Below are 23,392 nucleotides of genomic sequence, written 5' to 3'. Positions count from 1 at the left end.
GAACCAACCCGACGGCTTGCAGCAGGCCGTACGCGCCCCTTAGCCCGCCGCCGTCGGCTCCAGCGCGTAGACCCGCGAGCAGTATTCGCAGGTCACGTGGATCTTGCCGTCGGGCTCGACCATCTCGGCCACCTCCTCGGCGGTGAACGAGCCCAGCACCGCGCCGATGCGGTCCTCCGAGCAGCGGCAGAAGGCGCGCAGCGGCTTCTCCTCCAGCAGGCGCACGCCGTCCTCGTTGAACAGCCGCCACAGCAGGGTGGTGGTCGGCACGGTGGGGTCGATCAGTTCGTCCTCGCCGGTGGTCTCGAACAGGGCCTGGACGTGGGTCCAGGCTTCCTGGGTCTCGCCCCGGCTCTCGTCGCCGGCGATGGCCTGGATCAGGATGCCGCCGGCCCGCCACTTCAGGCCCTCACCGCTGTCGGCCTGGCCGACGGCCAGACGCACCCGGGTCGGGGTCTGCTCGGACTGGGCGAAGTACTGCTCGGCGCACAGGGCCAGGGTCTCGCCCTCGATCGGGGTGATGCCTTGGTAACGGTCCATGTCCGGACCCTGGTCGACGGTCATCACGAAGGTGCCGCCGCCCAGCAGGGTCTTGGCGCCCGGCCGGGCGAAGCCTTCCGAGACCGCCGCCACCTCTTCCGGGTCGAACCGGCAGTAGCCGCGCAGGGCGCCGCTGGTGTCATAGTCGACCACGACATAGCGCACCGGACCGTCCCCTTGCGCCTGGACGATCAGCCGGCCCTCGAACTTCAGGCTCGAGCCGACCAGGGCGGCCAGGGCGCAGGCCTCGCCCAGCAGGTTGGCGACAGGCTCGGGATAGTCGTGGCGGGTCAGCACCTCGTCGACCGCCGCGCCCAGGCGCACGGCCCGGCCGCGCACGGGCAGGCCTTCGATCTGGAAGGCGGAAACGAGGTCGTCGGGAGCGTCCCCGAGGGCGGTTTGGGCGGCGATGTCGGTCATGGGGAGGCTAGATAGGCGGTTCGGCGGAAATTGCGAGGGGGTGCATTGGCGCACTTGCCCCCTACGGGTCGCTTCGCGACCGTCTTCCCCCAAAGGAGGAAGAGTTAAAACGCGAGGCTCCGCTCCCTGTAGGGGCGGACAGACCGCGCAGCGGTCAGGTGGGGGCAAGTGTTCCCGCCTAATCCACGAACGGCTTCTCGATCTCGTAGACCGCGTCTTCCAGCTTGTCGCGGAACAGCTGCTGGGCGTCCTGGACACCCTGATTGTAGTAGTACGGCCCCATCTGCTCGGAGATGAAATCCAGCAGGAACCCGGCCTGCAGCGGACTGGCCTCGCAGTCGAGCTCGCGGTCCAGGTAGCGCGTCAGCTTGTCGAGCAAGGCGTCGCGCTTCTGCTTGTTGAACTCGATCTTGGCCATCGACTGGATCCTTTTGCGCCCTGCGTCCTGCGAGGCCCGCTGCGTGGGCGCCTCAGGAAGAGGAACTCAGTTGCTCTGAATTCCTCATCCTGAGGTGCGAGCCGCAGGCGAGCCTCGAAGGACGCAGGGCGTCAACCGATCGCCCCGAAGCACCAGGCCAGTACCGACTTCTGGGCGTGGATGCGGTTCTCCGCCTCGTCCCAGGCCAGTGAGCGCGGGCCGTCCAGCACGCTGTCGGTGACTTCCTCGCCGCGATGGGCCGGCAGGCAGTGCAGGAAGACGCCGTCGGGGGCCGACAGGTCCATCAGGGCGTCGTCGACCTGGTAAGGCTCCAGGGCCGCCAGGCGCTCGTCATGGTCGGTGTCGCCCATCGACACCCAGGTGTCGGCCACGACCACGTCGGCGCCGCGCACGGCCTCGCGCGGGTCGTCGGTCATGACGATCTGGCCCTGGCGCTCCTGGGCGCGGGCAAGGTCGACCAGGTCGGGATGGTAGACCGCCGGGCAGGCGATGTTCAGCTTGAAGCCCAGCAGCGGCGCGGCGTGGATGAAGCTGGAGCAGACATTGTTGCCGTCGCCGACCCAGGCGATGGTCTTGCCGCCGACGTCGCCGCGATGCTCCTCGATCGTCAGGAGGTCGGCCATGATCTGGCACGGGTGGCTCTTGTCGGTCAGGCCGTTGATCACCGGCACGGTCGAGACCTGGGCGAAGCGCTCGACGTCGGCGTGGCTGTTGGCGCGGATCATCACCGCGTCGACCATCCGCGACAGCACCTTGGCGGTGTCCTCGATGGTCTCGCCGCGGCCCAGCTGCATGTCGTTGGACGTCGAGATGATGCCGCTGCCGCCCAGCTGCCGGATCGCCGCGTCGAACGAGAACCGGGTGCGGGTCGAGTTCTTCTGGAAGATCATCGCCAGCACGCGGTCGGCGGCCGGGGCGTCGGCGTCGACGCGCCCCTTGGACCAGCCGGCGCGGGCGGCCTTGCGGGCCTTGGCGTCCTCCAGCATCAGCCGCAACGTCGGGCCGTCCAGCTTCCACAGGTCGATGAAGTGCCTGGGTTCGGTCATTGCAAATCCCCCTGCCCGCCCGCCCCGGCCTTGCCGGAACGAGCGGTTTGATCGGTCGCGGCCGTGTTTAGGCGGCGGCTTTGGCCCGGGCGGCCTCGCAGGCCTTTTCGAGCTTGGCGATGGCCTCGGACGCTTCCTCGACCGTCAGGTTCAGCGGCGGCAGCAGGCGCACGCAGTTGTCGCCACCGCCGGCGATCAGCAGCTTCTGGTCGCGGGCCAGGACCATGAACTCGCGATTGTTGGGGATCAGCTTGACGCCGATCAGCAGGCCCTTGCCGCGGACGTCGACAATGACGTCCGGGAAGCGGTCCTTGAGGCCTTCCAACTGCTGGGTGAAGAAGCCGGCGACGGTCTTCACGTTGTCCAGGATCTCCGGCGTGTTGATCGCGTCGAACGCCGCCTTGCCCACGGCCATGGCCAGCGGGTTGCCGCCGTAGGTCGAGCCGTGGACGCCCGGCGTCATGCCGCGCGCGCCCTCGGTGGACGCCAGGCAGGCGCCGACCGGGAAGCCGCCGCCCAGGGCCTTGGCCACCGCCATGATGTCCGGCGCGGCGTCGCTGGCCCATTCGTGGGCGAACAGCTTGCCGGTCCGGCCCATGCCGCTCTGGACCTCGTCGAAGATCAGCAGGACGCCCGCGTCGCGGGTGATCTGGCGCAGTTCGTTGAGCTGGGCGTCGGTCAGGGCCCGCGCCCCGCCCTCGCCCTGCACCGGCTCGATGATCACCCCGGCCGTGGTCGGGCCGATGGCCGCCTTCAGGGCGTCCCAGTCGCCGAACGGCAGCTGGACATAGCCCGGCAGGCGCGGCCCGAAGCCGTCCAGGTAGCCGGCGTTGCCCGAGGCGTTGACCGCCGCGTACGAGCGGCCGTGGAACGAGCCGTCGAAACCGATGATGTCGACCCGCTCGGGCTGGCCGTTGACCACGTGGTAGCGGCGCGCGGCCTTCAGGGCGCACTCGATCGCCTCGGTGCCCGAATTGGTGAAGAACACCACGTCGGCGAAGGTGGCCGCGCACAGCTTGTCGGCCAGCACTTCCTGCTCGGGGATCGTGTAGATGTTGGAGACGTGCCAGAGCTTCTCGCCCTGGGTCTTCAGCGCGTCGACCAGCACCGGGTGGGCGTGGCCCAGGCCGCAGGTGGCGATGCCGGCCACGCAGTCCAGGTATTCCTCGCCGGTGGTCGAGAACAGGCGCGCGCCTCGGCCTCGCTCGAACGCCAGCGGGGCGCGGTTATAGACGCCCATGATGTGGTGTTGCGCGGGGTTAGACGACGTCGACGTGCTCAAGACGGCCTCCCAAAAAGGAAAGAAGCCCCCGTGCTCGAAAGCACGGGGACCGGAAGGCCCAGCGTTGTCGGCGCGTATCCGCGCCCTGTCAACAAAGCCCGGGTGAATTTTGAGTGTCAGGGACGGCTGCGCCACAGTGTTTGCGGTCACACCGGCGCTCAACGGCGAAATCTAGCTCTTCAGCCGGTATCCGGTCCGGAAAAGCCACCAGCACCAGAGGAACAGCCCCACCGACAGGGCCGCGGTCACCACCGCCCCGATCGCCACCGAGCCGTCGGCGTGGCCGATGAAGCCGTAGCGGAAGCCGTCGATCAGGTAGAAGAACGGATTGAAGTGGCTGGCCGAGCGGAACGGCTCGGGCAGGCGGTCGACCAGGTAGAAGGTGCCCGACAGGAAGGTCATCGGCATGATCACGAAATTGGTCACCGCCGCCAGCTGGTCGAACTTCTCGGCCCACAGGCCGGCCAGCACGCCGGCCAGGCCCAGGATGACCGAGGCGCCGACCGCGAAATAGAGGATCGCCCACAGGTGGCTGACCTGCAGGCCCGCGCCGGGCAGCACGCCGATCACCAGGGCGGTGACCGTCCCCACGACGATGCCGCGCGTCGCCGCGCCCAGGCCGAACGCCGCCACCTGCTCCAGCGGTGACAGCGGCGGCGTCAGGAAGTCCGGCGTCAGGCCCATCATCTTGGCCTGGATCAGCGACGAGGATGAATTGGCGAAGGCGTTGTTGAGGATGGCCATCATGATCAGGCCCGGGGCCACGAAATGGCCGAAGGTCACGCCCCCGACCGCCGGCCGGCTGCCGCCCACCGCCACCACGAACACCAGCATGTAGAGCAGGGTCGTCACCACCGGGGCGGCGACCGTCTGGGTGCCCACCTTCCAGAAGCGGCGGATCTCGCGCTGGTAGAGGGTGAAGAACCCGCTCCAGTTCCAGCCGTGATAGTCGCGCGGCTGCGGGGGGATGACGGAGGCCGTCACGTCTTTCATGGGCTTGCGGTCCTGGAGGTCTCGATCGAACGGCCCGAGGGCCTGGCGCCGCCAGGACCCTCGATCAGCCAAGCCCCTGGCATGTGCGCCCGAGGCGGGCCCGGCGCAAGCGGCGCGCCGACGGAATCAATATGTTGTTTCTGTGGACAGACCGGATGGCGCCTATTGTGTGTTTTAACGTATTCTTTACACTATCTGGTAGGCGAGCGGCCGGCGGGGCCGTCCGTACACCAGATGTAGAGGCCGGGGCGAGTCGGGGAAACCCGTTTCGGACTCTTTTTTAGGCGGAGATGGGTCATGAGCTGGACTGACGAACGGGTCACCACCTTGAAGAAGCTCTGGCTGGACGGCCTGTCCGCCAGTCAGATCGCCAAACAGCTGGGCGGCGTCACGCGCAACGCCGTGATCGGCAAGGTGCACCGCCTGGGCCTGTCGGGCCGCGCCGCGCCGTCGCAACCGGCGCGCCCGGCCTTCAAGGCCCCGCGTCCGGCGCGCCCGGCCGCCACGGCGATGCCCTCGGCGCCGCGCCGGGTGATCGCCGCCGAGCCGGCGCCGCTGCCGGCCGTGGCCCAGCAGCCGTCGGTCCCGGCCTTCCGCGCCGAGGAGCCGGGCTCGGCCACCGTGCTGACCCTGGGCGCCCACATGTGCAAGTGGCCGATCGGCGACCCGTCGACCGACGGCTTCACCTTCTGCGGCCGACGCTCGTCGGACGGCCCGTACTGCAACGAGCACGCCCGGGTCGCCTACCAGCCCCAGCAGACCAAGAAGAAGTCGGGCCCGACCGAACTGGCCCGCTCGCTGCGCCGCTACATCTAGCCCGCAACCCACCGCGGACCGAAAATCCCGGACGGCCCGAAAGGCCGCTCCGGGATTTTTCGTATGGGCGCTGCGCCAGGCGCCGCCGCGCGCCTGGACGAAAATCGGATTCCAGCCCAAGCTGCTCTACCTGGGCGCGCTTCGCCCGCCCTGTCCGCTACCCGTGAGCGTCGCATGCCGTTGCCCCCGAAGACCCCCTTCGAGAAGTGGAAGGACACGATTGACACATCGGGCAAGAATCCAGCTTGGCACAGCTACGACGCAGTCATCAAAAGCACGGTCGATAAGTACAACACGCACCTGAAATCAGCCCCGGGCTTCACGGCTCTGGACTGGAAACTGGTCAAGGCGATGGTGTGGACCGAGACTGGCGCCCCCTCTGATTCCTGGGCGACCCAGCCCATGCAGATCGGCGACGTGAGCGACCCAGGCCTTGCAGCCCTGCTGGGCGGCAAGGAGGGCGGCGATTTGATCATGCCTAGCGACATCGCCAGCAGCTTGACGTTCCAGAACGTCCGCACCGACCCCGTGAAGAACATCCAGGCGGGCGTCGGCTATTTGCTAATGAAGGCCGCCAACTACGATTACGTCAATGTCGAGGATCTCACAGACCCGGTCCATGACTACAAGGTCGTTCCCGGCGACAGCCTCGATCGCATCGCCAGGCAGAACGGCTCGACGCTCGGCGAGTTGTATTGGCTGAATCCGGGCCTCCACACCCTGAAGATCGGCCAGACCGTCAAGATTCGAAAAGCCAAGATGATGAAGACAATCACCGGCTTCAAGTCGCTCGATAATACCACGGTAGCCAGGCTCTACAACTCTGGCGACAAGCGTTACGCCGAAAAGCTTGCCTATTGTCTGGGGAAGATCAAATGAACCCCTCACTCCGCCTCTTCCTGCTCACCCTGCTGCTGTACGCACCCGCCGCGGCGCGCGCCGGGGCGCCCGACAAGCCCGCGCCGGCCGCCGCTGCACCGCCGAGCGAGCCCCGCCTTCAACTCGGCGTCTTCGAGGGCACCGGACGCGCCTGCAGCGGACTGCTGAAGATCACGCCCAAGCGGCTGAGCTGGAAGACCCCCTTTAGTTCCTGCCCCACCTTGGCCTTCACCCTGGCGGAGCGTCGCCAGGAGGACGGGACCACCCGATGGGTCTATCGGCGCGTCGGCGCCCCCAAGAGCTGCTTCTACAAGTTGGTTGTGCTGAAGAAAGTGGTCAGCCCAGACAGCTCGATCGCGTGGAACGTCACTGGCTTCACCTCGATGCAGGCCTACAAGGCCAGCTCTGATATCCGTCTCAGTTGCTATCTGGTGAAGCTGGATTAGTTCGGCGACGAGGGCTCGAGACGCCGCCCCCAGAGCTTTCACCTGGATCTCACAGGCCTCACCATGAAGCCCTCACTCCGTCTCCTCCTCCTCGCGCTTCTGCTGTGCGCGCCCCCCGCGGCTCTCGCCAGAGCGCCCAACAAGCCCGCGCAGACGCCGGCCACCGGTTCGCCATCAGGCGAGCCGCGCGTCCAACTAGGTGTCTTCGAGGGCACCGGACGCGCTTGCAGCGGACTGTTGAAGATCACCCCCAGGCGGCTGAGTTGGAGCCCTCCGTTCAATCCCTGCCCACCCACAGCCTACACCCTGGCGGAGCGTCGCCAGGAGGGCAGCGTCACCCGATGGGCCTATCAACGCGTCGGCGCCCCCAAGAGCTGCCTCTATAAGGTGGTGGTGCTGGAAAAGGCGGTCGATACAGACGACTGGGCGTAGAACGTCTCTGGCTTCACCTCCGTAAAAGCCTACAAGGCCGACGCCAAGTTCGAGCAGCTCAAGTGCTACCTGGTGAAAGCGGCCTAGCTCGACGGTGGGCGGCCGGAGATGCCGGAAACGCCGATTTCCCACGAACTTCGCGTGGATCACGCAGGCTTGATCATGAAGCCCTCGCCCCGCTTCCTTCTGCTCGCCCTGCTGCTGTGCGCGCCCGCCGCGGCGCGCGACAGAGCGCCCGACCAGCCCGCGCGGCCGCGAGCAGCCGTTTCGCCGCCGGTCGAGCCACGCGTCCAGCTAGGCGTTTTCGAGGGCGCCGGACGCGCCTGCAGCGGACTGCTGAAGATCACGCCCAAGCGACTGAGCTGGAAGACCCACCCAATGGATCTATCAACGTGTCGGCGCTCCCAAGAGCTGCCTCTACAAAGTTGTGATCCTGGAAAAGGCGGTCGACCCGAGCGACACGACATCGTGGAGCGCCTACGGCTTCACCTCGATGAAAGCCTACAAGGCCAACTCCAATGTCTGGCTCAACTGCCCTCTGGTGAAGCTCGACTAGTTCAGCGGGCCTGTCGGGGACGCGCACTCACGGCAAGGCGTTGGTCGGCGTGCAGGGCGTTTGCGTGAGTGCGTGTCCCCTCCTTGATCTGTTGTGTCCGGCCTTGAACCCGCTCTTGGGGACGGACGAGCCAGCGCTGCGGATGACTTTGGGGACAGGCACGCACTCCAAGGCTTCGTCAGGCCTGAGGAGGTCTTGCCGTGCGTGCCTGTCCCCGTCTCCCGCGCGGGGACATGCCCTTGCGGCGTGTCCCCAGTCGTGCGCTTATCCTCTGGGTATCCGCGACGAACATAAGTAAAATCAACATCTTGAACTTTCTCGACCTAACTTATCCTCACCCTTCCAGATCGCCCTTATCCTGTACCCACCTCGACGCAGGGAAAGGGCGCATGGCCAGCGACCGATGCGGCGGCGGGGGGCGATCGAGCGGGAAGCTCCGTCGGCGGTCCTTTTGGACCAAACTTCGCGTCTCTGGAGCCGGTCGGGCCTGGAACACAAAAACGACGTGGCGCGAGGGCTGGCGGTGACGCGCTCGCGGTCCGGGACCGGGGTTCGTTGACCTGGCCCGCCCGTCGGAGGCTTCAAGGCGGCGAGGCCCCAACAGGGCTCAGCGCCGCTGCGCTTCCGGACAACGACCGCGCGGAGCGATCGGGCTTCGTCGAAAACGGTTACTACTCAAACACTCCGGACGATGTCCGGCGCTCCGCGTCCCTTTCCATACCTTCAGCGAGAGATCGCGTGAGGCGGCCAACACTTGCCCCCACCTGACCGCTTCGCGGNCTCCGGACGATGTCCGGCGCTCCGCGTCCCTTTCCATACCTTCAGCGAGAGATCGCGTGAGGCGGCCAACACTTGCCCCCACCTGACCGCTTCGCGGTCTGTCCGCCCCCAAAGGGGGCGGAGCCTTCGCACCGGAGCGCTCTTCCCCCTCTGGGGGAAGACGACCGCGAAGCGGTCCGTAGGGGGCAAGTGGGCGCCTCATTTCCCGAAAGAAAGGCCTCCTCAATAGCTCTTCGGCAACCCCAGCACCCGTTCGGCGATGAAGTTCAGGATCATCTCGCGGCTGACCGGCGCGATCCGGGCGATCATCGCCTCGCGGAAATAGCGCTCGACGTCGTATTCCTTGGCGTACCCCATGCCGCCATGGGCCAGGACCGAGCTCTCGCAGGCGGTGAAGCCCGCCTCGGCGCCCAGGTACTTGGCGGCGTTGGCCTCGGCCCCGCAGTCCTGGCCGGCGTCGTAGAGGGCGGCGGCCTTGAAGGCCAGCAGGTTGGCGGCCTCCAGCTCGGCCCAGGACCTGGCCAGGGGGTGGGCGACACCCTGGTTCTGGCCGATCGGCCGACCGAACACCACGCGCTCGCGAGCGTAGGTCGTCGCCTTGGCCAGGGCCGCACGCCCCAGGCCGATGGCCTCGACCGCGAACAGCACCCGTTCGGGGTTCAGGCCGTGCAGCAGGTAGGAAAAGCCCTTGCCCGCCTCGCCGACCAGGTCGTCGGCCGGCACGAACAGGTCCTCGATGAACAGCATATTACACTCGACCGCCTTGCGCCCCATCTTGGGGATCGGCTTGGCCTCGATCTTCTCGCGGTCGGTATAGAACAGGGAAAGGCCCTGGGTCGGCTTGGCGCACTGGTCCTTAGGCGTGGTCCGGGCGATGATCAGGATCTTGTTGGCGCGCTGGGCGCCGGTGGTCCAGATCTTGCGGCCGTTCAGGCGATAGCCGCCCTCGACCTTCTCGGCTCGGGTTTCCAGGCTGGCGGTGTCCAGGCCCGAATTGGGCTCGGTCACCGCAAAGCACATCTTGTCCTGGCCCGAGATCAGCCGCGGCAGGTGCTCCCGGCGCTGCTCGTCGGTGCCGAACTTCACGATCGGCATCGGGCCGAAGATGTTCAGGTGGATGGCGCTGGCGCCCGAAAAGCCCGCGCCCGACTGGGCCACGGCCTGCATCATGATCGCCGCCTCGGTCAGGCCCAGCCCCGCCCCGCCGACGCTCTCGGGCATGGCCACGCCCAGCCAGCCGCCCTGGGCGATGGCGGCCACGAATTCCTCGGGGAAGATCCCGGTCTCGTCGGTGCGGCGCCAATAGTCGTCGTCGAAGTCGGCGCACAGCTTGGCGACGCCGTCGCGGATGGCTTCCTGGTCCTCGGTCAACCCAAATCCGCCCATTCGCCCCTGCCCTGCTGGTTATGGTTCTTGTCGTCGCGGCTCAGGTCCTCGAGAAGCGCCGCGCGTCCAGCGACGTGGCGTCCGAACCTGGGTGATCACCCTTCAGATACGCCGCGACCAGATCGGCCACAAGCGGGGCCAGCAGCCAGCCGTTACGGCGGGCGCCGACCGCCAGCATCACGCCCGGCGTCGCGCTCCAGCCCACCAGGGGCAGGCCATCGGGCGTGGCGGCCCGCACGCCCACCTCGGTGGTCATCCGCGCCTCGGCCAGTTCCGGACGCAGGCGGATCGCCGCCGCGCGCAGGGCCGCCGTCGCCGAGGGATCAACCGCCAGGTCGGCCCGGCCCGCCTCCATGGTCGCGCCGATCGCCGGCCGATCGCCGGGGCAGACATAGACCCCCTCGCCCCGGATCACCGGCCCGCTCGAAGGTCCGCGGTCGGCGCGCAGGATCTGGCCCTTGATCGGGGTCAGCGCCGCCAGTTCCGGGGCCAAGCCGCCGGCGTCGCCCGCGCCGGTCGCCAGAACGACGGCCGAAAAGGCCGGCAGGTCGTCGGCCGCTAAGGCGCGGGCCGCAAAGCGTCCGCCCAGGGCCTCGAAACCGATTCGCAGGGCCGCCAGGGCCGGCCGCGCCTCGACCCGCCAGTCCTCGGCGTCCACCAGGGCGCCGTCTAGCCGCTGGAACGGCGCGCCCAGGGCCTCAAGGCGGGCGGCGATACCGGCCAGCCAGGCCGCCTCGCCCTCGACCCTCAGGCCGTCCCGCAGGATCGGCAGGTCCAGCCCCGCCGTAAAGGCCGGCCAGCGGTCGCGGGCCCGCCTCAGCAGGGCCAGGTGCGGGGTCGAGACGGGATCGAACACCGCCTCGGCGAGCGGCGCCAGCATGCCGGCCGCCACGCCGGACGCATTGTCGCCGGGGGAATTGGGGTCGAAAAGCGTGACGTCGAACCCGGCGCGCACCAGGGTCAGCGCCACGGCCGATCCGATCGCGCCGGCGCCGGCCACCGCCACCCGCACGCGCAGCTTGGTCTCCATGGGCGGCAAACACCCTTGCTCGCGCCAAACGTCAAGCCCGCCGGCCCATTTTGCGGGCTCAACGGATGTGTCAGACGCGTGACTAAGGCGGCGGCATGGGTCTATTCTGCGTTAACCAAGCTGGACCACACGCTTTCGAATAGAGGGCGGGCGCGCGGTCGCTGGGAGGAACGTGACGCGGATGACCGACAAACTCCCTTCCGACATGGCCCACCCCGTCGATCTCTATGTGGGCGCCCGGCTTCGGATTCGGCGAAAGGTGCTGGGTCTCAGCCAGACCCAGCTTGCCGAGGCCCTGGGCATCACCTTCCAGCAGATCCAGAAGTACGAGCGCGGCGCCAATCGCATCAGCGCCTCCAAACTCTACGAGGCCGCGCGGCTGCTGCAGTCGCCGGTGTCCTATTTCTTCGAAGGCCTGGACGAGACCAGGCGGGACGACCTCGACGACGGCTTCGCCCAGCGCATGACCCAGTTCGTGGCCACGCCGGAGGGCTTGGAGCTGGCGGGGCTGTTCCCACGGCTGAACGATCGCCGCCTGCGCCGGCGGGTCGTCGACCTGGTCAAGGCGATGGTCGACGACGAGCCGGCCGCGGCCGCGCCCTAGAGCAAGCTTCGCGATACGGGAATCGCGCGGCGAGATCCCGGTTTTCGCTGTCGCATCGCCCTCACGGAAGACCGGGGCCCACTTTTCCACGCGGCGCGGTAGCGGCGCTGTGCCGCATTTCGCAAGCGCCCGTTCAAGCGCAGCCTCCAGACCAGGGAGCAGGCGCGCAAAGTCGCGTTAGTCGGGAGCGTAGGCGTGAAATTGTCCTCGGGGGCGGCCGCCGTCCGCATTCGGTACTGGTGGCAGGCCCATCCGATGGCCGGCCTGCTGGCGGGTTGGATCGCCATCGCCCTGATCGGCTGGCGCGTCTGGGCCGCCCTGCACGGGCGTCACGCCTAGTCTCCGCCCCGCAACGAAAAAGCCCCAGGCGGAACCCGGGGCTTTACAGCGTCCTGCGATGGTACCAGCTCTCGGGCTCGAACCGAGGACCTCTAGATCCACAATCTAGCGCTCTAACCAACTGAGCTAAGCCGGCTCATCGCGAGGCAGTGTCTTTAGTCGGACACGCGGGCCGGATCAAGCACCGAAACAGCCCTTCCACACGAAAACGCCCCGGAGCCGCAAAGCTCCGGGGCGCTCGTTTCCTGACCGGTCGTCCGGGCCCCTAACGGGGAACCGTGAAGACGATCGGGATCGTGATCTGACCGCCGTCCACCGGAGCGCCGTCAAGCGTCTTCGGCTTCATGCGGAACAGCCGCGACAGCTTCAGGGCGGCATCGCCGAAGCCGTAGTCCGCCGGATTTTCCGACACGACCGAACAGCCTTCCAGCGACCCCTTGGCGGTGACGGTGCACGACAGGGTCGCGCGACCGCCCACTTCCATCCGCTGTGCGCGGTCGGGGTAGTAACGGGCCATGTCCTCGCCGGTGGGCTTGCGGGCCCAGTCCGGCTTGGTGATCACCGAAGCCCGAGCCGGCGGGTTCGAAGGTACCGGCGGCACGTTCGAGATCACCGGCGGAGCCGTTTGCTCGACCCGCTCCTTGACGGGCGGGATCGGCAGCGGCGGCGGCGGAGTCACGTCCGGCGGCGGCGCGATCGGCGGCCTAGGCTGCACCACCGCGGGAGGCGGCGGCGGAGCATTGGTCGGCGGCGGCGGCGGGGGCGGAGGAGGCGGCGGCGGCGGCGGCGGCGGCGGAGGCAGCTCCACGTCCACGGCGTCGTCGTGATACTCCTTCATCACCGCTTCGAACTTCTGCTTCGCCAGATACGCGAACAAAGCAGCGTGCAAGCCGACGACGATGATGGTCGCGATACCGAAGGCGCCGAGTCCGCCTTTCTTGCGTCGCGGGCCATCAGAGGTGAGCGGGTCGTAGTGGCGATGCTCAGGCGCTTGTTGTTCAGCCATGCATCACCCCTAGCTGTTCTGATCCTTGCCGATGAGCGCCACGCTGTAGAAGCCGTTGTCCTGGAGGGTGTTCATCACCTCCATGAAAGCTCCGTAGCGCGTCTTTTCGTCGGCGCGGATGTAGATGCGCTCCTTGGTCGGATCGCGACGACCGATGCTCTTCGTGAGGTCCGCCCCCATCTCGTCGACCGTAGTGGGGTCGTCGCCAATGAAGACCTTTCCCGAAGCCTTGATCGAGATATAGACGGGCTTTGGCGGGCTCGGCGACGGTTTCGCGACCGCCGGCGGCAGGTTCACTTCGACCGACACGGAGGCGAGCGGAGCCGCCACCATGAAGATGATCAGGAGGACCAGCATGACGTCCACGAAGGGCGTGACGTTGATCTCGCTGTTTTGGTCGATGTTAAACCTGTCGCCCCCACCGCCTGAGAGTTTGGCGGCCATCGGTCTTACGCCCCTTTGTCGAGCTGACGCGAGATGGCGTTCATCAGTTCAGCAACGAAACCTTCAGAGCGCGTGCCGTAGCCGGAGATGCGGGTCTGGAAGTAGTTGTAGAAGATAACGGCCGGGATAGCGGCGAACAGACCGATGCCGGTGGCGAGCAGCGCTTCGGCGATGCCGGGGGCGACGACGGCCAGGTTGGTCGTGTTGGTGTTCGCGATGCCGATGAACGAGGTCATGATCCCGTAGACGGTGCCGAATAGACCGATGAACGGACCGGCCGAACCGACCGAGGCCAGGAACACCATGCCGCCCGACAGGCGCTTGGCCAGCGAGGCCTGCACCGCGTTGATGGCGTAGGTGGCGCGCGACAGGGTCGAGTCACGATGTTCGCCGCCGACGGCCAGGCCAGCTTGGCGCGACAGTTCGACTTCTTGGGCCGCCGCGGCGGCCATGTCGGCCATCGGGTTGCCTTCGAATTCTTCCGACGAGCCGATACGGGCGATGTCGGCGATCGAGCGAGCGCCGCGGAAGGCTTCCAGGAACTTGTCCGATTGCTTGTTCAGGGCGCCGAACTCGAACAGCTTGGTGATCAGCAGGACCCACGAGAAGACCGAGGCCAGGATCAGGCCGATCATCACGACCTTAACCACCGCCTGGGCCGACAGGAACATGCCGATCGGGGTCAGGGAGTGGGACTTCATCTTTTCGGTCGCGGCGACGCCAGCGTCCAGCGGCTCTTCGGCAGGCGCAGCGGCGGGGGCCGGGGCGGCGGCGGCCGGAGCAGCAGCTTCGGTGGTGGCCGGCGCAGGAGCCGCAGCGTCCTGAGCGAAAGCCGGGGCGCTCACCATCAGCGCCATGGCGCCGACGAGAGCGATGAGGGGGGTTTTCCGTTTAATGTCGAGCATCTGTCGCCAGTTCCTGATTGGTCTAGCACGTTTGGACCGAGGGTCGTCGCGCGAGAGCGTCTCCACCCTAACTTGAATAGCCTGCATGAAGGCCGATCGCTCGGACGTCCCGCAGACCCGCTTCGCAGCGCTCGACCCGTTACGCCCCCCAAGTCGGGCTCATGCCCTTCAAGAAGGATCGTTTCGAAGCGCGTGTGATCGCCGCCCCCGAGGAGGCTTCGATCTTACCGCAATGTTAGAATTGCGGCAGGGGTCCTTTGGCAACCCCTTTTCGTACCGTCAAGGGGTGCGACGAGGCATAAATTTACCGCCCCCGCCGTACGCCCACCATCGTTGCCGCGCCGCACAAATAGGAAATCAGGATTTGAGGGCGGTTTTTCTCCGCCATAGGGAATAGGGATGTTGCAACGCAGCATGCTTACAAAACATTGGTCTGGCACACCCGATCGGAACGCGCATTGAGCAGGAGTTCAATCTAGCCGAGAACAGGTCTGACGGAGATCTGACCTTTGCACGAGCGCTCCCCGTCGCGCAGACGTGGCGAAGTGACGATTTTCGCCTCTGATTGGACTTTCTTCATCCAAAACGGTGGCGCGGCCTTCCCTCCAGGACGAACGAGATCCAATTCGCCGGGCCGGCGCGGGAGCGCCTGCTGCATGGCCGCGTCAAGCCCAAGCGGGCCCGCTGTTTCCGCTGCAGGCCTGATCGCCACACCAAGGACGCAGCGACGTTCGAACGCCCGCGAGCCGCTTCGCTCCACACGGGTTAGAACTCAGCTAAAATTTCACGCCTGCCCTCAGGCGAACGCGAGTGATCAAGTTCGCGGCGCCGCAGGATGGCCGCCCTTCGCATTCGAGACAGCGTCGACAGCACAATCCGGATGGCGAAAGCGTCGGCCGACGACGCGCAAAAAAGGAAGTGGTGCCTGGGGGCGGATTCGAACCACCGACACGCGGATTTTCAATCCGCTGCTCTACCAACTGAGCTACCCAGGCCCTGGGCCTAAGAGGCGGTCGAAACCGCCCTGGCGCCCGCCCGACGGCGGGGAGCCGCGTCTATAGGGGAGGCTAAAAACGAAGTCCAGCCCCTCTTGAACGATCGCCAACTATTCCCGGCCGAAGTCTGTGGACGGCGGGTTTTCCTCGTCCTCGTCCGCCCCGGGCACCACGTAGCGGTCCGACAGCCACCGGTTCAGGTCGATGTCGGCGCATCGCTTGGAGCAGAAGGGCCGGAACTCGGGAATCGCCGGCTTCCTGCAGATCGGACAGGCGCTCATGAGGACGCGACCTCCAGGCGGTCGTTGGGCCAGTCGGCGGCGACGGCCAGGGTGAAGCGACGGCCGATCGTGTCGGCCAGGGCGGCGTCCAGCGCTGCGAACGCCTCGGCGACCGCGGGACCGCAGCGGCCCGCCAGCTTGCCGCCGGGAGCCGCCCTGCCCTCGCGCTCGAACGCCCGAACCAGGCGCCGGGCCCCGGCGCGGGCCGACAGCCCTCCCGATTCGTCCAGCAGCCGGTCGAGAATCGGCTTGGCGCGGCGCGGCACGATCATCTCCAGAGCGCCGAACTTGCTGATCGGACCGATTCCCACGCCCGGATTGTCGACGGCGAAGGCGTTGCGAGCCGCCGTGGTCAGGGCCGGACCATCGTGGCCGCGACCGACCAGGTCGAAGACCACCAGCCCGGCCAGGCCCTTGAGGCGCAGAACCCGAGCAGTCGTCGCGAAGGCGGCCATGTTGGCGGCGCGGGCCGCCCTCTTGGAATCGCCATCCCGCCCCCCGAGGTCGACGTCGACCGCCACCAGGGCCCGGGTCGCCTCAATGCTGACGTCGCCGCCGCCCGGCAGGGCGAAGACCGTGGCCAGGGCCTCAGCCTCGGCGGCCTCGACCGCTTCCAGAGCGGCCAGGCCCTGGGTCGGCGATCCGGACTTGACCCACAGGCGCAGCAGTTCATCGATGGTCGGGGCGTGAGCCAGCACGCGCGGCTCGCCCTCGGCCGGACCGACGTAGCGGGCCACGGCCGACTTGTCGCGACGCGAGGGACTGCGAATTTCCACCTCGACCACCTGGCCTTCGACCAGCTTGGGCATGTCGGGCTTGAGGGCCAGCAAAAGATCGGCGCCGCCCGGCAGGGCGACGAAGGCGGCGTTGAAGGCTCGCTCGATCGTCTTGACCCGGGCGACGCCCCGGACGCCCTCGGCGTCCAGCGGATCGTCGCCGTCCCATTGGGCGACCAGGCGCTCGGGCCGGCCGTCCAGGGTGACGACCCCGACCGTCTCGCCGATTCCCTTGTAGAGGTAGGCCCGCCGTTCGCTCATTTTCGATAGCCCAGGCCGGTCAGCAGGTTCAGCGTCTCGTACAGCGGCAGGCCGACCACGCTGGTGTAGGAGCCGTGCAGGTCGATGATGAAGCCGCCGGCCACGCCTTGCACCCCGTAGCCGCCGGCCTTGCCGTTCCATTCGCCGCCGGCCAGGTAGTCGGCCTGCTCGGCGTCGGACAGGTGCTTGAACTGCACGCGGGTCTCGACCAGCCGCGACGCCTCGCGGCCGTCGGGAGCGATGGCGGCGATCCCGGTCAGGACCTTGTGGTTGCGGCCCGACAGCAGCTTGAGGCAGCGGGCCGCCTGCTCGGGCGTCTCGGCCTTGGGCAGGATGCGGCGACCGACGGCGACGACGGTGTCGGCGGCCAGGACGATGGCGCCCGGCGAACGCGGCGCGACCGCCCTCGCCTTCTCGACCGCCAGGCGCAAGGCGTGGCGGCGCGGGGTCTCGTCGCGCAGCGGCGTTTCATCGATGTCGGCGGGATCGACCCGATCCGGGGCGACGCCGACCTGCGCCAGCAGGTCCAGGCGCCGGGGGCTCGCGCTGGCCAGAACCAGCGGCGTCCGCTGGACGACCATCGCCAGCCCTACTTGAAGCGGTAGGTGATGCGGCCCTTGGTCAGGTCGTAGGGCGTCATTTCCACGAGCACCTTGTCGCCGGCCAGCACGCGGATGCGATTCTTGCGCATCTTGCCGGCGGTGTGGGCGATGATCTCGTGATCGTTCTCCAGCTTCACGCGGAAGGTCGCGTTGGGCAGCAGTTCGCTGACCGTACCGGGAAACTCGAGCAGTTCTTCCTTAGCCATCAGGCCTCTCAAAACGGGTGACGCCATGCCGACAAGGCCCCCTCGACGATTGAGTCGGGGAGCGGATCGCGGCTGCGAGGCGGGGTGTATAGCGCATTCACCCCCCGAACGTCGATGGCGCGCCGAAACGTTGTCGAATCGCCGTGGCCAAGGCGTCACGCACCTCGCGATAGGCCGCCAACATGGCGTCTCGCGAGCCGTCCGCAAGGGTGGGGTCGTGAGTCGGCCAGTATTCGATGTCCGTGGCGCGGGCGCGGGCCAGCTCGACGGCCCGGTGCTGGGCCTCGGGGGTCAGGGAAATGACGACGTCGAAGCTGTCGTCCTCCAGCTGGGCGAAGCTCTTGGGCTGGTGGCCGCTGACGTCCAGGCCCATTTCGTCCATGACCACGGCCACGAAGGGGTCGACGCCCTCGTCCGACGGGTCGGGCTTCAGTCCGCACGAATCGACGAACGCCCGCGTTCCGTAGAAGTGCTTGAACAGCGCCTCGGCCATCGGCGAGCGCACGCGGTTGTAGTTGCAGGCGAACAGGACGGCGCCGGGGAGCTCCGAAGCCACGCCGCCTAGCCCCGCCAGTGCAGCGCGCAGATCAGGGTGAACAGCCGCCGGGCGGTGTCGAGGTCGGTCTTGACCTTGCCCTCCAGCCGTTCGCGCAGCAGGTTCGAGCCCTCGTTGTGCAGGCCGCGACGGCCCATGTCCAAGGCCTCGATCTGCTGGGGCGAGGAATTGCGGATCGCTGAATAATAGCTGTCGCAGATCATGAAGTAGTCCTTGATCACCCCCCGGAAGGGCGACAGGGACAGCAAGTGTCGGCGTTCCTGCCCGCTCGGGGCGACGATGTCGAAGGCCAGGCGATTCTCGACCAGCGACAGCTTCAGGTCATAGGGGCCGCCCGGCGACTCGACCGGCTCGAAATAGTTGCCGTCCAGCAGGTCGAAGATCGCCACCTGCCGTTCCTGCTCCTGGTCGCGCGAGGCGGCCGCCAGGCTGTCCTCGTCGATGAGGATGGATTTCAGGAACTGGGTGGCCTTGGGATCGGACATCGCCGGCAGACTTGCCTCTTATCCCTGAGTTGACAACCGGATCGCGGCGGAAAGCGCGTGGGCGGGCAGACCTTCCGCGTCGGCCAAGGCGACCGTGTGCGGCCCCAGGATCCCGAACGAGGCCGCGTCGCATTTCACGATCGAGGTCCGCTTGAGGAAGTCGTAGATCGACAGGCCCGACTGGAAGCGCGCCGCGCGGCTGGTGGGCAGCACGTGGTTGGAGCCGGCCACGTAGTCGCCGATGGCTTCCGGCGTCAGGCGGCCCAGGAAAATGGCGCCGGCGTGGCGCACGCGGTCGGCCAGGCGCTCGGGCTCGTCGATGGCGAACTCGACGTGCTCGGGGGCCAGAAGGTCGACCAGGCGCGGGCTGTCGTCCAGCGGGCAAAGGATGATCGCGCCGTGGTCGCGCCACGAGGCGGCGGCGTCGACGCCGGTGGCCAAGGTCTTGAGCCGCGCGTCGACGGCGTCGGAAACCGCCTGGGCGAAGGCCTCGTCGTCGGTGATCAGGATCGACTGGGCGGCCGGGTCGTGCTCGGCCTGGCTCAGCAGGTCGGCGGCGATCCAGTCAGGGTCGTTGGCGGCGTCGGCGACCACGACGATTTCGGACGGGCCAGCCAGGGCGTCGATGCCGACCACGCCGTAGAGCCGGCGCTTGGCGGCGGTGACATAGGCGTTGCCCGGGCCGACGATCTTGTCGACCGGTTGGATGGGCCCCGCGCCATAGGCCAGGGCGGCGACGGCCTGGGCCCCGCCGATCCGCCAGATCTCGCTGACCCCGGCTTCCTTGGCGGCGGCCAGCACCGCGGGCTGCAGCTTGCCGGGCGGGGTGACCATGGCGATGCGGTCGACGCCGGCCACCTGGGCCGGCACCGCGTTCATCAGCACGGTCGAGGGATAGGCCGCCCGGCCGCCGGGCACGTAGACGCCGACGGCCTCCAGCGGCGTCCAGCGCCAGCCCAGCTGGACGCCGGCCTCGTCGATCCAGCTCTGGTCGGCGGGCCGCTGGCGGGTGTGGAAGGCGCGGATACGGGCGGCGGCGAAGGCGATCGCCTCGCGGACCTCCGCCGAGCATTCGGCCGCGCCGGCCTCGATCTCGTCGGCGGTGACGCGGATGGTGTCCTCGGTCAGTTCGACGCCGTCGAAGCGGCTGGTGAAACTGAGCACGGCCTTCAGCCCATCGGCCTGCACGGCGTCCAGCACGTTGCGCGCGGCGGCGTCGACATTCTCGGGCGCGCCCCGGCGCTCGTCGAGGAACGCCTTGAAGGCGGCGGGGAAAGACGGGTCGGAGGCGTTGAAGCGGCGCATTGGGCCTAGATGCGGGTTTTTGGGCGGGATGCAAGTTCTGATGCGCCGCGAGCCCCCTCCGGCCTTCGGGCCACCTCCCCCAGAGGGGGAGGATCTGATCCGCGTCGATGCTCCCCCTCTGGGGGAGCTGTCGCGAAGCGACTGAGGGGGTCTTTCGCGGGCACGATCTCTCGTCCTCACGCGGATCACCGCTGAGCTGATGGAAAGGGACGCGGAGCGCCGGACATCGTCCGGAGTGTTTGAGTTTGTGTACCGTTTCGACGAAGCCGATCGCTCCGCGCGGTCGTTATCCGGAAGCCCGCGGCGCTGAACCCTGTTAGGGCCTCGCCGCCTTGAAGCCTCCGGCGGGCGGGCCAGGTCAACGAACCCCGGTCCCGGACCGCGAGCGCGTCACCGCCCGCCTGTTGCTCAATCAGCCCTCGCGCCACGTCGTTTTTGTGTTCCAGGCCCGACCGGCTCCAGAGACGCGAGGTTTGGTCCCGAAGGACCGCCGACGGAGCTTCCCGCTCGATCGCCCCCCGCCGCCGCATCGGTCGCTGGCCATGCGCCCTTTCCATGCGACGAGGTGAGGCCAAGGATACGGGCGGTCTGAGAAGGTGAGGGGCATAAAGATTTAACGTCGGGATTTCAGCGGCTTGCCGGCAGATGTGACGGGAACAGGCCTTGCGGGGCTCTAGTTGAACAGGGCCGTCAGGCCCAGCAGGCCGCAGTTCGGCTCATTGACCAGATAGAACGGCACGTCGCGCAGATAGGCGGACATCCGGCCCTTGGCTTCGAAGCGCTGACGGACCAGCGCGCGGTCGAGCATCTCGCCCCAGGACAGCACCGTGGCGCTGATGACGTAGATCCCGCTGCGCGCGCCGGCGGTCAGGACCAGGTTGCCCGCGACCGCGCCCAGCCATCCGGAGACCAGGGCGAAGACTTCGCGGGCCTGGGCGTCGCCGGCCCGGGCGGCGGCCAGCAGGACGCCCAGGTCGCCGGGACGCTCCGGCTTCCCGGCCAGGATCGAAACGGCCAGGGCGACGTCGAGCACGCCCTGGCCCGACAGCACGTGCTCGGCCGAGACGTGACCGTGCAGGCCGCGCAGCACCCGGATGACCTCGGCTTCGCGGTCCGTGGCGGCGGCCAGGTCGGCGTGCCCGCCCTCGGCGGCGGCGGCCATCCAGCCGACGAACCCGTCCGGGTTGAGGATCGACATGCCCAGGCCGGCCGCAGAAGGGCCGATGGCGGCGGCGGGCGCGTCGCGATGCGGGATCCCGCCGCCGATCGGCTCCATCGCGTCGGGCGCCAGCAGCGGCACGGCCAGGGCCCGGGCCGTGAAATTGTTGACCAGGTGCAGGCGGTCCAGGCCCAGCCGGTCGGCGATCACCTCGGCTTCCAGGCGCATGGGAGAATGGGTCAGCTGGATCACGCCGTCGAGGCATGGGCCGGGCGCGGCGATGGCCGCGCCGAAGATCGGGCCCTCGCACGCGGAGGCGGCGGCCGCCAGGAGGTCGATCAGCTGGTCCTGGCTGACGCAGTCGGCCGTCGTGATCGCCGCAGGCAGGCTCCCGCGTTCGACCAGCACGATCCTGGCGCTGGCGCCGTCCACGTCCGCCAGCAGGACATGCGAGGCCTGGTCACGCGGCAATGCCATGCGGTCGATCTCCTGGAACGTACGGGGACGGTCGCCGAAGTCGCAGTCTTGACCAATGCGGGAAAGCGTCGCAACCGCCTCGGAAACGTCAGCGGACGCATCCTGTTCCGCGCCCTAGGTCCGCGCCTCGCCCCCAGCCCGCATCGCGGCCAGATAGACCGCCGCGGCGATCCCCGCCCCGACCAACCAGGCATAGTCGTAGAGTCCGGTCCACGGCGCACCGATCCCGGCCGCCGCCGGCAGGCCGGCCGCCTTCAGGAAGCCCGGCAGGTTGGGCGCCACGCCGATGGCGAACGCCGCCACAGCGGCCGGATTCCAGCCCTTGGAATAGGTGTAGCGCCCGGCGCGGTCGTACAGCGCCTCGACGTCCAGCCGGGCGCGGCGCAGCAGCCAGTAGTCGGCGATCAGGACGCCCGCCACCGGCCCAAGCAGGGCGCCGTAGCCGGTCAGCCAGACGAAGATGTAGCCTTGCGTGCTCTCCAGCAGCTTCCACGGCATGATCAGCACGCCGATCGCCGCGGTGATCCAGCCGCCGGTGCGGTAACTGATCCGCCTGGGCCACAGGGCCGAGAAGTCGTAGGCGGGGCCTACCAGGTTGGCGGCGATGTTGCAGGACACCGTGTCGAGGCTGATGACCAGCAGGCCGACCAGCACCGCCACGCCGCCAATGTTTCCCGACAGCGCCACCGGGTCCCAGACCGGCTTGCCATAGATCAGCACGGTGGCCGAGGTGACGATCACACTCATGGCCGCCAGCAGCGCCATGGGTCCGGGCAGCCCCACCGCCTGGCCGACGATCTGGTCGCGCTGGGTGCGGGCGAAGCGGGTGAAGTCGGGAATGTTCAGGGCCAGGGTGGCCCAGTAGCCGGTCATGGCGGTGACGGCCGGACCGAAGTCGCGCCAGAACCGGCCGGCCTTGGCGCCGCCGGGGTCATAGGCGCTGGGCGCGTGCAGGATCGGGCCGATGCCGCCGGCCCGGCTGAGCGCCCACCAGACCAGCAGGCCGCAGACGATCACCTTGACCGGGGCGGTCCAGGTCTCGAGCTTGCGCACGGTCTCCAGGCCCTTGGTGACGAACAGCAGCTGGATCAGCCAGAAGGCGGCGAACGACAGCAGCTGACCCAGGCCGATCCCCAGCACCGGGACCATCGGCCCGACCAGGCTCTCGCCGACCATCACGCCCAGCAGGGTCAGCAGCGCCCCGCCGCCGATCCAGGTCTGGATCCCGTACCAGCCGCAGGCGACGATGGCCCGGGCCAGGGCCGGCGCCCTCGCCCCGCGCCAGCCGAACGAGGCCCTCGCCAGCACCGCATAGGGCACGCCCCATTTTGCGCCCGCATGGCCGATCAGCAGCATCGGAACCAGCACGATCAGGTTGCCCAGCAGCACGGCCCACACCGCCTGGGTCGCCGACATTCCCTGCTCGATCAGGCCCGCGGCCAGCATGTAGGCCGGCACGGCGATGACCATGCCCAGCCACAGGGCCGCGAAGTGCCACCAGCGCCAGGTGCGCTGCGCCGCCGTGGTCGGCGCCAGGTCCGGGTTCCAGAGGGTGTTGCCGGCTTGGTCCATGTCGCCCCCGCGATCGTGTCGTGAACGGACCATCGGCCGGCGTTCGGCGGACGTCACGCGCAAAGTGCGGCGGTGGCGCCGTACGGTTGAATCGCCTTATCCAGAGGCTGTTGCCGGGGAAACGCCATGAAAGCCTTCGTCGAGTCCATCCGCCACGGTTTCGCGGGCCTGCCGCGCTTTGCGGGCCGGGATTCGGCGGGGCGCTTCTGGCCCTACGCCGGCGCGGTGATCGCCCTGTTCTTCATCGCCGCGGCCGCGACCATGATCCCCATCATGAGCGATGGGGTGGACGCCCCCCGACGGCATCGATGTGCCAAAGTGGAGGTGTTGAGAACACCACTGCAAAGGAGGCGTCCGTGGAAGAAGTTATCACA

The 23,392-nt window shown here is 68.2% G+C and carries 26 protein-coding genes, 2 tRNA genes and 3 pseudogenes; 8 read left to right on the top strand and 23 right to left on the bottom strand.

The window, feature by feature from the left end; translation table 11 throughout:
* Positions 1 to 39: 39 nt before the first annotated feature.
* The 6 genes and pseudogenes from ASD47_RS05100 to ASD47_RS05080 all read right to left on the bottom strand — a co-directional run bounded on the left by ASD47_RS05100 (position 40) and on the right by ASD47_RS05080 (position 4,720).
* A complete protein-coding gene (locus ASD47_RS05100) occupies positions 40 to 960 on the bottom strand; it encodes an Hsp33 family molecular chaperone (protein ID WP_056752566.1) in 921 nt (306 codons plus the stop codon).
* A 178-nt stretch (positions 961 to 1,138) separates the two neighbouring features.
* Positions 1,139 to 1,378, bottom strand: coding sequence for a DUF2164 domain-containing protein (locus ASD47_RS05095; RefSeq protein WP_007668579.1), 240 nt, complete (start codon positions 1,376 to 1,378; stop codon positions 1,139 to 1,141).
* Positions 1,379 to 1,393: 15 nt separating this feature from the next.
* Positions 1,394 to 1,485: pseudogene (locus ASD47_RS28115) on the bottom strand (hypothetical protein); the annotation flags it as partial.
* Between the two features lie 24 nt (positions 1,486 to 1,509).
* Entirely contained in the window at positions 1,510 to 2,445 is a 936-nt protein-coding gene (gene argF / locus ASD47_RS05090) for an ornithine carbamoyltransferase (RefSeq protein WP_056752563.1), read from the bottom strand.
* A gap of 67 nt (positions 2,446 to 2,512) precedes the next feature.
* Positions 2,513 to 3,727 (bottom strand): aspartate aminotransferase family protein, encoded by a 1,215-nt coding sequence (locus ASD47_RS05085; RefSeq protein ID WP_082564469.1) that lies wholly within the window; start codon positions 3,725 to 3,727, stop codon positions 2,513 to 2,515.
* A 171-nt stretch (positions 3,728 to 3,898) separates the two neighbouring features.
* Positions 3,899 to 4,720, bottom strand: coding sequence for an ABC transporter permease (locus ASD47_RS05080; protein ID WP_056752558.1), 822 nt, complete (start codon positions 4,718 to 4,720; stop codon positions 3,899 to 3,901).
* Between the two features lie 297 nt (positions 4,721 to 5,017).
* Between ASD47_RS05080 and ASD47_RS05075 the strand changes: the two genes are divergently transcribed.
* The 5 genes from ASD47_RS05075 (at position 5,018) to ASD47_RS27905 (ending at position 7,849) form a co-directional block, all read left to right on the top strand.
* On the top strand, positions 5,018 to 5,536 hold the full coding sequence (locus ASD47_RS05075; protein WP_028039557.1) for a GcrA family cell cycle regulator: 519 nt from the start codon (positions 5,018 to 5,020) through the stop codon (positions 5,534 to 5,536).
* Between the two features lie 174 nt (positions 5,537 to 5,710).
* Positions 5,711 to 6,415 carry a LysM domain-containing protein gene (locus ASD47_RS05070; protein WP_056752555.1) on the top strand — a complete coding sequence of 235 codons (705 nt, stop codon included), beginning with the start codon at positions 5,711 to 5,713 and terminating at the stop codon, positions 6,413 to 6,415.
* Positions 6,412 to 6,861, top strand: a complete 450-nt coding sequence (locus tag ASD47_RS05065; RefSeq protein WP_056752554.1) for a hypothetical protein — start codon at positions 6,412 to 6,414, stop codon at positions 6,859 to 6,861. The genes ASD47_RS05070 and ASD47_RS05065 overlap by 4 nt, the downstream gene beginning before the upstream one ends.
* A gap of 237 nt (positions 6,862 to 7,098) precedes the next feature.
* Positions 7,099 to 7,293 (top strand): hypothetical protein, encoded by a 195-nt coding sequence (locus ASD47_RS27410; protein ID WP_230983942.1) that lies wholly within the window; start codon positions 7,099 to 7,101, stop codon positions 7,291 to 7,293.
* Positions 7,294 to 7,720: 427 nt separating this feature from the next.
* Complete coding sequence (locus ASD47_RS27905) at positions 7,721 to 7,849, top strand: hypothetical protein (protein WP_255355498.1); 129 nt, start codon at positions 7,721 to 7,723, stop codon at positions 7,847 to 7,849.
* Between the two features lie 363 nt (positions 7,850 to 8,212).
* Here ASD47_RS27905 and ASD47_RS28110 read toward each other — a convergent pair.
* From ASD47_RS28110 to ASD47_RS05045, 3 genes and pseudogenes are all read right to left on the bottom strand, one after another.
* Positions 8,213 to 8,280, bottom strand: a pseudogene (locus ASD47_RS28110) (hypothetical protein); the annotation flags it as partial.
* Positions 8,281 to 8,851: 571 nt separating this feature from the next.
* Entirely contained in the window at positions 8,852 to 10,015 is a 1,164-nt protein-coding gene (locus ASD47_RS05050) for an acyl-CoA dehydrogenase family protein (protein ID WP_056752551.1), read from the bottom strand.
* Between the two features lie 40 nt (positions 10,016 to 10,055).
* Positions 10,056 to 11,045, bottom strand: a complete 990-nt coding sequence (locus tag ASD47_RS05045) for an FAD-binding oxidoreductase (protein WP_056752548.1) — start codon at positions 11,043 to 11,045, stop codon at positions 10,056 to 10,058.
* Between the two features lie 181 nt (positions 11,046 to 11,226).
* Between ASD47_RS05045 and ASD47_RS05040 the strand changes: the two genes are divergently transcribed.
* Positions 11,227 to 11,649, top strand: coding sequence for a helix-turn-helix domain-containing protein (locus tag ASD47_RS05040; RefSeq protein WP_056752546.1), 423 nt, complete (start codon positions 11,227 to 11,229; stop codon positions 11,647 to 11,649).
* A gap of 195 nt (positions 11,650 to 11,844) precedes the next feature.
* The gene (locus ASD47_RS26485; protein ID WP_156402117.1) at positions 11,845 to 11,988 is read left to right on the top strand and encodes a hypothetical protein; all 144 of its coding nucleotides are present in this window, start codon (positions 11,845 to 11,847) and stop codon (positions 11,986 to 11,988) included.
* 59 nt (positions 11,989 to 12,047) lie between these two features.
* On the opposite strand, the gene ASD47_RS05035 is transcribed toward ASD47_RS26485, so the two are convergent.
* The 14 genes from ASD47_RS05035 to ASD47_RS04970 all read right to left on the bottom strand — a co-directional run bounded on the left by ASD47_RS05035 (position 12,048) and on the right by ASD47_RS04970 (position 23,018).
* A tRNA-His gene (locus ASD47_RS05035) sits at positions 12,048 to 12,124 on the bottom strand.
* Between the two features lie 129 nt (positions 12,125 to 12,253).
* The gene (locus ASD47_RS05030) at positions 12,254 to 12,994 is read right to left on the bottom strand and encodes an energy transducer TonB (RefSeq protein WP_056752543.1); all 741 of its coding nucleotides are present in this window, start codon (positions 12,992 to 12,994) and stop codon (positions 12,254 to 12,256) included.
* Positions 12,995 to 13,003: 9 nt separating this feature from the next.
* Entirely contained in the window at positions 13,004 to 13,438 is a 435-nt protein-coding gene (locus ASD47_RS05025) for a biopolymer transporter ExbD (protein WP_019847727.1), read from the bottom strand.
* A 5-nt stretch (positions 13,439 to 13,443) separates the two neighbouring features.
* The gene (locus ASD47_RS05020) at positions 13,444 to 14,343 is read right to left on the bottom strand and encodes a MotA/TolQ/ExbB proton channel family protein (protein ID WP_029589236.1); all 900 of its coding nucleotides are present in this window, start codon (positions 14,341 to 14,343) and stop codon (positions 13,444 to 13,446) included.
* Between the two features lie 919 nt (positions 14,344 to 15,262).
* A tRNA-Phe gene (locus tag ASD47_RS05015) sits at positions 15,263 to 15,338 on the bottom strand.
* 110 nt (positions 15,339 to 15,448) lie between these two features.
* The gene (locus ASD47_RS05010; RefSeq protein ID WP_056752542.1) at positions 15,449 to 15,619 is read right to left on the bottom strand and encodes a DNA gyrase inhibitor YacG; all 171 of its coding nucleotides are present in this window, start codon (positions 15,617 to 15,619) and stop codon (positions 15,449 to 15,451) included.
* Positions 15,616 to 16,656 carry a ribonuclease E/G gene (locus tag ASD47_RS05005; RefSeq protein WP_056752539.1) on the bottom strand — a complete coding sequence of 347 codons (1,041 nt, stop codon included), beginning with the start codon at positions 16,654 to 16,656 and terminating at the stop codon, positions 15,616 to 15,618. Before ASD47_RS05005 ends, ASD47_RS05010 begins: the two co-directional genes overlap by 4 nt.
* Positions 16,653 to 17,237 carry a nucleoside triphosphate pyrophosphatase gene (locus ASD47_RS05000; protein ID WP_056752536.1) on the bottom strand — a complete coding sequence of 195 codons (585 nt, stop codon included), beginning with the start codon at positions 17,235 to 17,237 and terminating at the stop codon, positions 16,653 to 16,655. The genes ASD47_RS05005 and ASD47_RS05000 overlap by 4 nt, the downstream gene beginning before the upstream one ends.
* Before the next feature lie 8 nt (positions 17,238 to 17,245).
* Positions 17,246 to 17,464 carry a translation initiation factor IF-1 gene (gene infA, locus ASD47_RS04995; protein WP_004617696.1) on the bottom strand — a complete coding sequence of 73 codons (219 nt, stop codon included), beginning with the start codon at positions 17,462 to 17,464 and terminating at the stop codon, positions 17,246 to 17,248.
* A gap of 97 nt (positions 17,465 to 17,561) precedes the next feature.
* Positions 17,562 to 18,020, bottom strand: coding sequence for a low molecular weight phosphatase family protein (locus ASD47_RS04990; RefSeq protein WP_056752535.1), 459 nt, complete (start codon positions 18,018 to 18,020; stop codon positions 17,562 to 17,564).
* 5 nt (positions 18,021 to 18,025) lie between these two features.
* Complete coding sequence (locus ASD47_RS04985) at positions 18,026 to 18,505, bottom strand: UPF0262 family protein (RefSeq protein WP_056752532.1); 480 nt, start codon at positions 18,503 to 18,505, stop codon at positions 18,026 to 18,028.
* 18 nt (positions 18,506 to 18,523) lie between these two features.
* A complete protein-coding gene (gene hisD / locus ASD47_RS04980) occupies positions 18,524 to 19,810 on the bottom strand; it encodes a histidinol dehydrogenase (protein WP_056752529.1) in 1,287 nt (428 codons plus the stop codon).
* A gap of 673 nt (positions 19,811 to 20,483) precedes the next feature.
* Positions 20,484 to 21,446, bottom strand: a complete 963-nt coding sequence (locus tag ASD47_RS04975; RefSeq protein WP_056752526.1) for a glucokinase — start codon at positions 21,444 to 21,446, stop codon at positions 20,484 to 20,486.
* Between the two features lie 114 nt (positions 21,447 to 21,560).
* A complete protein-coding gene (locus tag ASD47_RS04970) occupies positions 21,561 to 23,018 on the bottom strand; it encodes an NCS1 family nucleobase:cation symporter-1 (protein WP_056752523.1) in 1,458 nt (485 codons plus the stop codon).
* A gap of 126 nt (positions 23,019 to 23,144) precedes the next feature.
* On the opposite strand from ASD47_RS04970, the pseudogene ASD47_RS04965 reads away from it, so the two are divergent.
* Positions 23,145 to 23,392: pseudogene (locus ASD47_RS04965) on the top strand (hypothetical protein); the annotation flags it as partial.

Source organism: Caulobacter sp. Root1472 (genome assembly GCF_001426985.1).
Taxonomy (GTDB): Bacteria; Pseudomonadota; Alphaproteobacteria; order Caulobacterales; family Caulobacteraceae; genus Caulobacter; species Caulobacter rhizosphaerae.
This window is presented reverse-complemented; position numbering and strand designations above follow the sequence as displayed.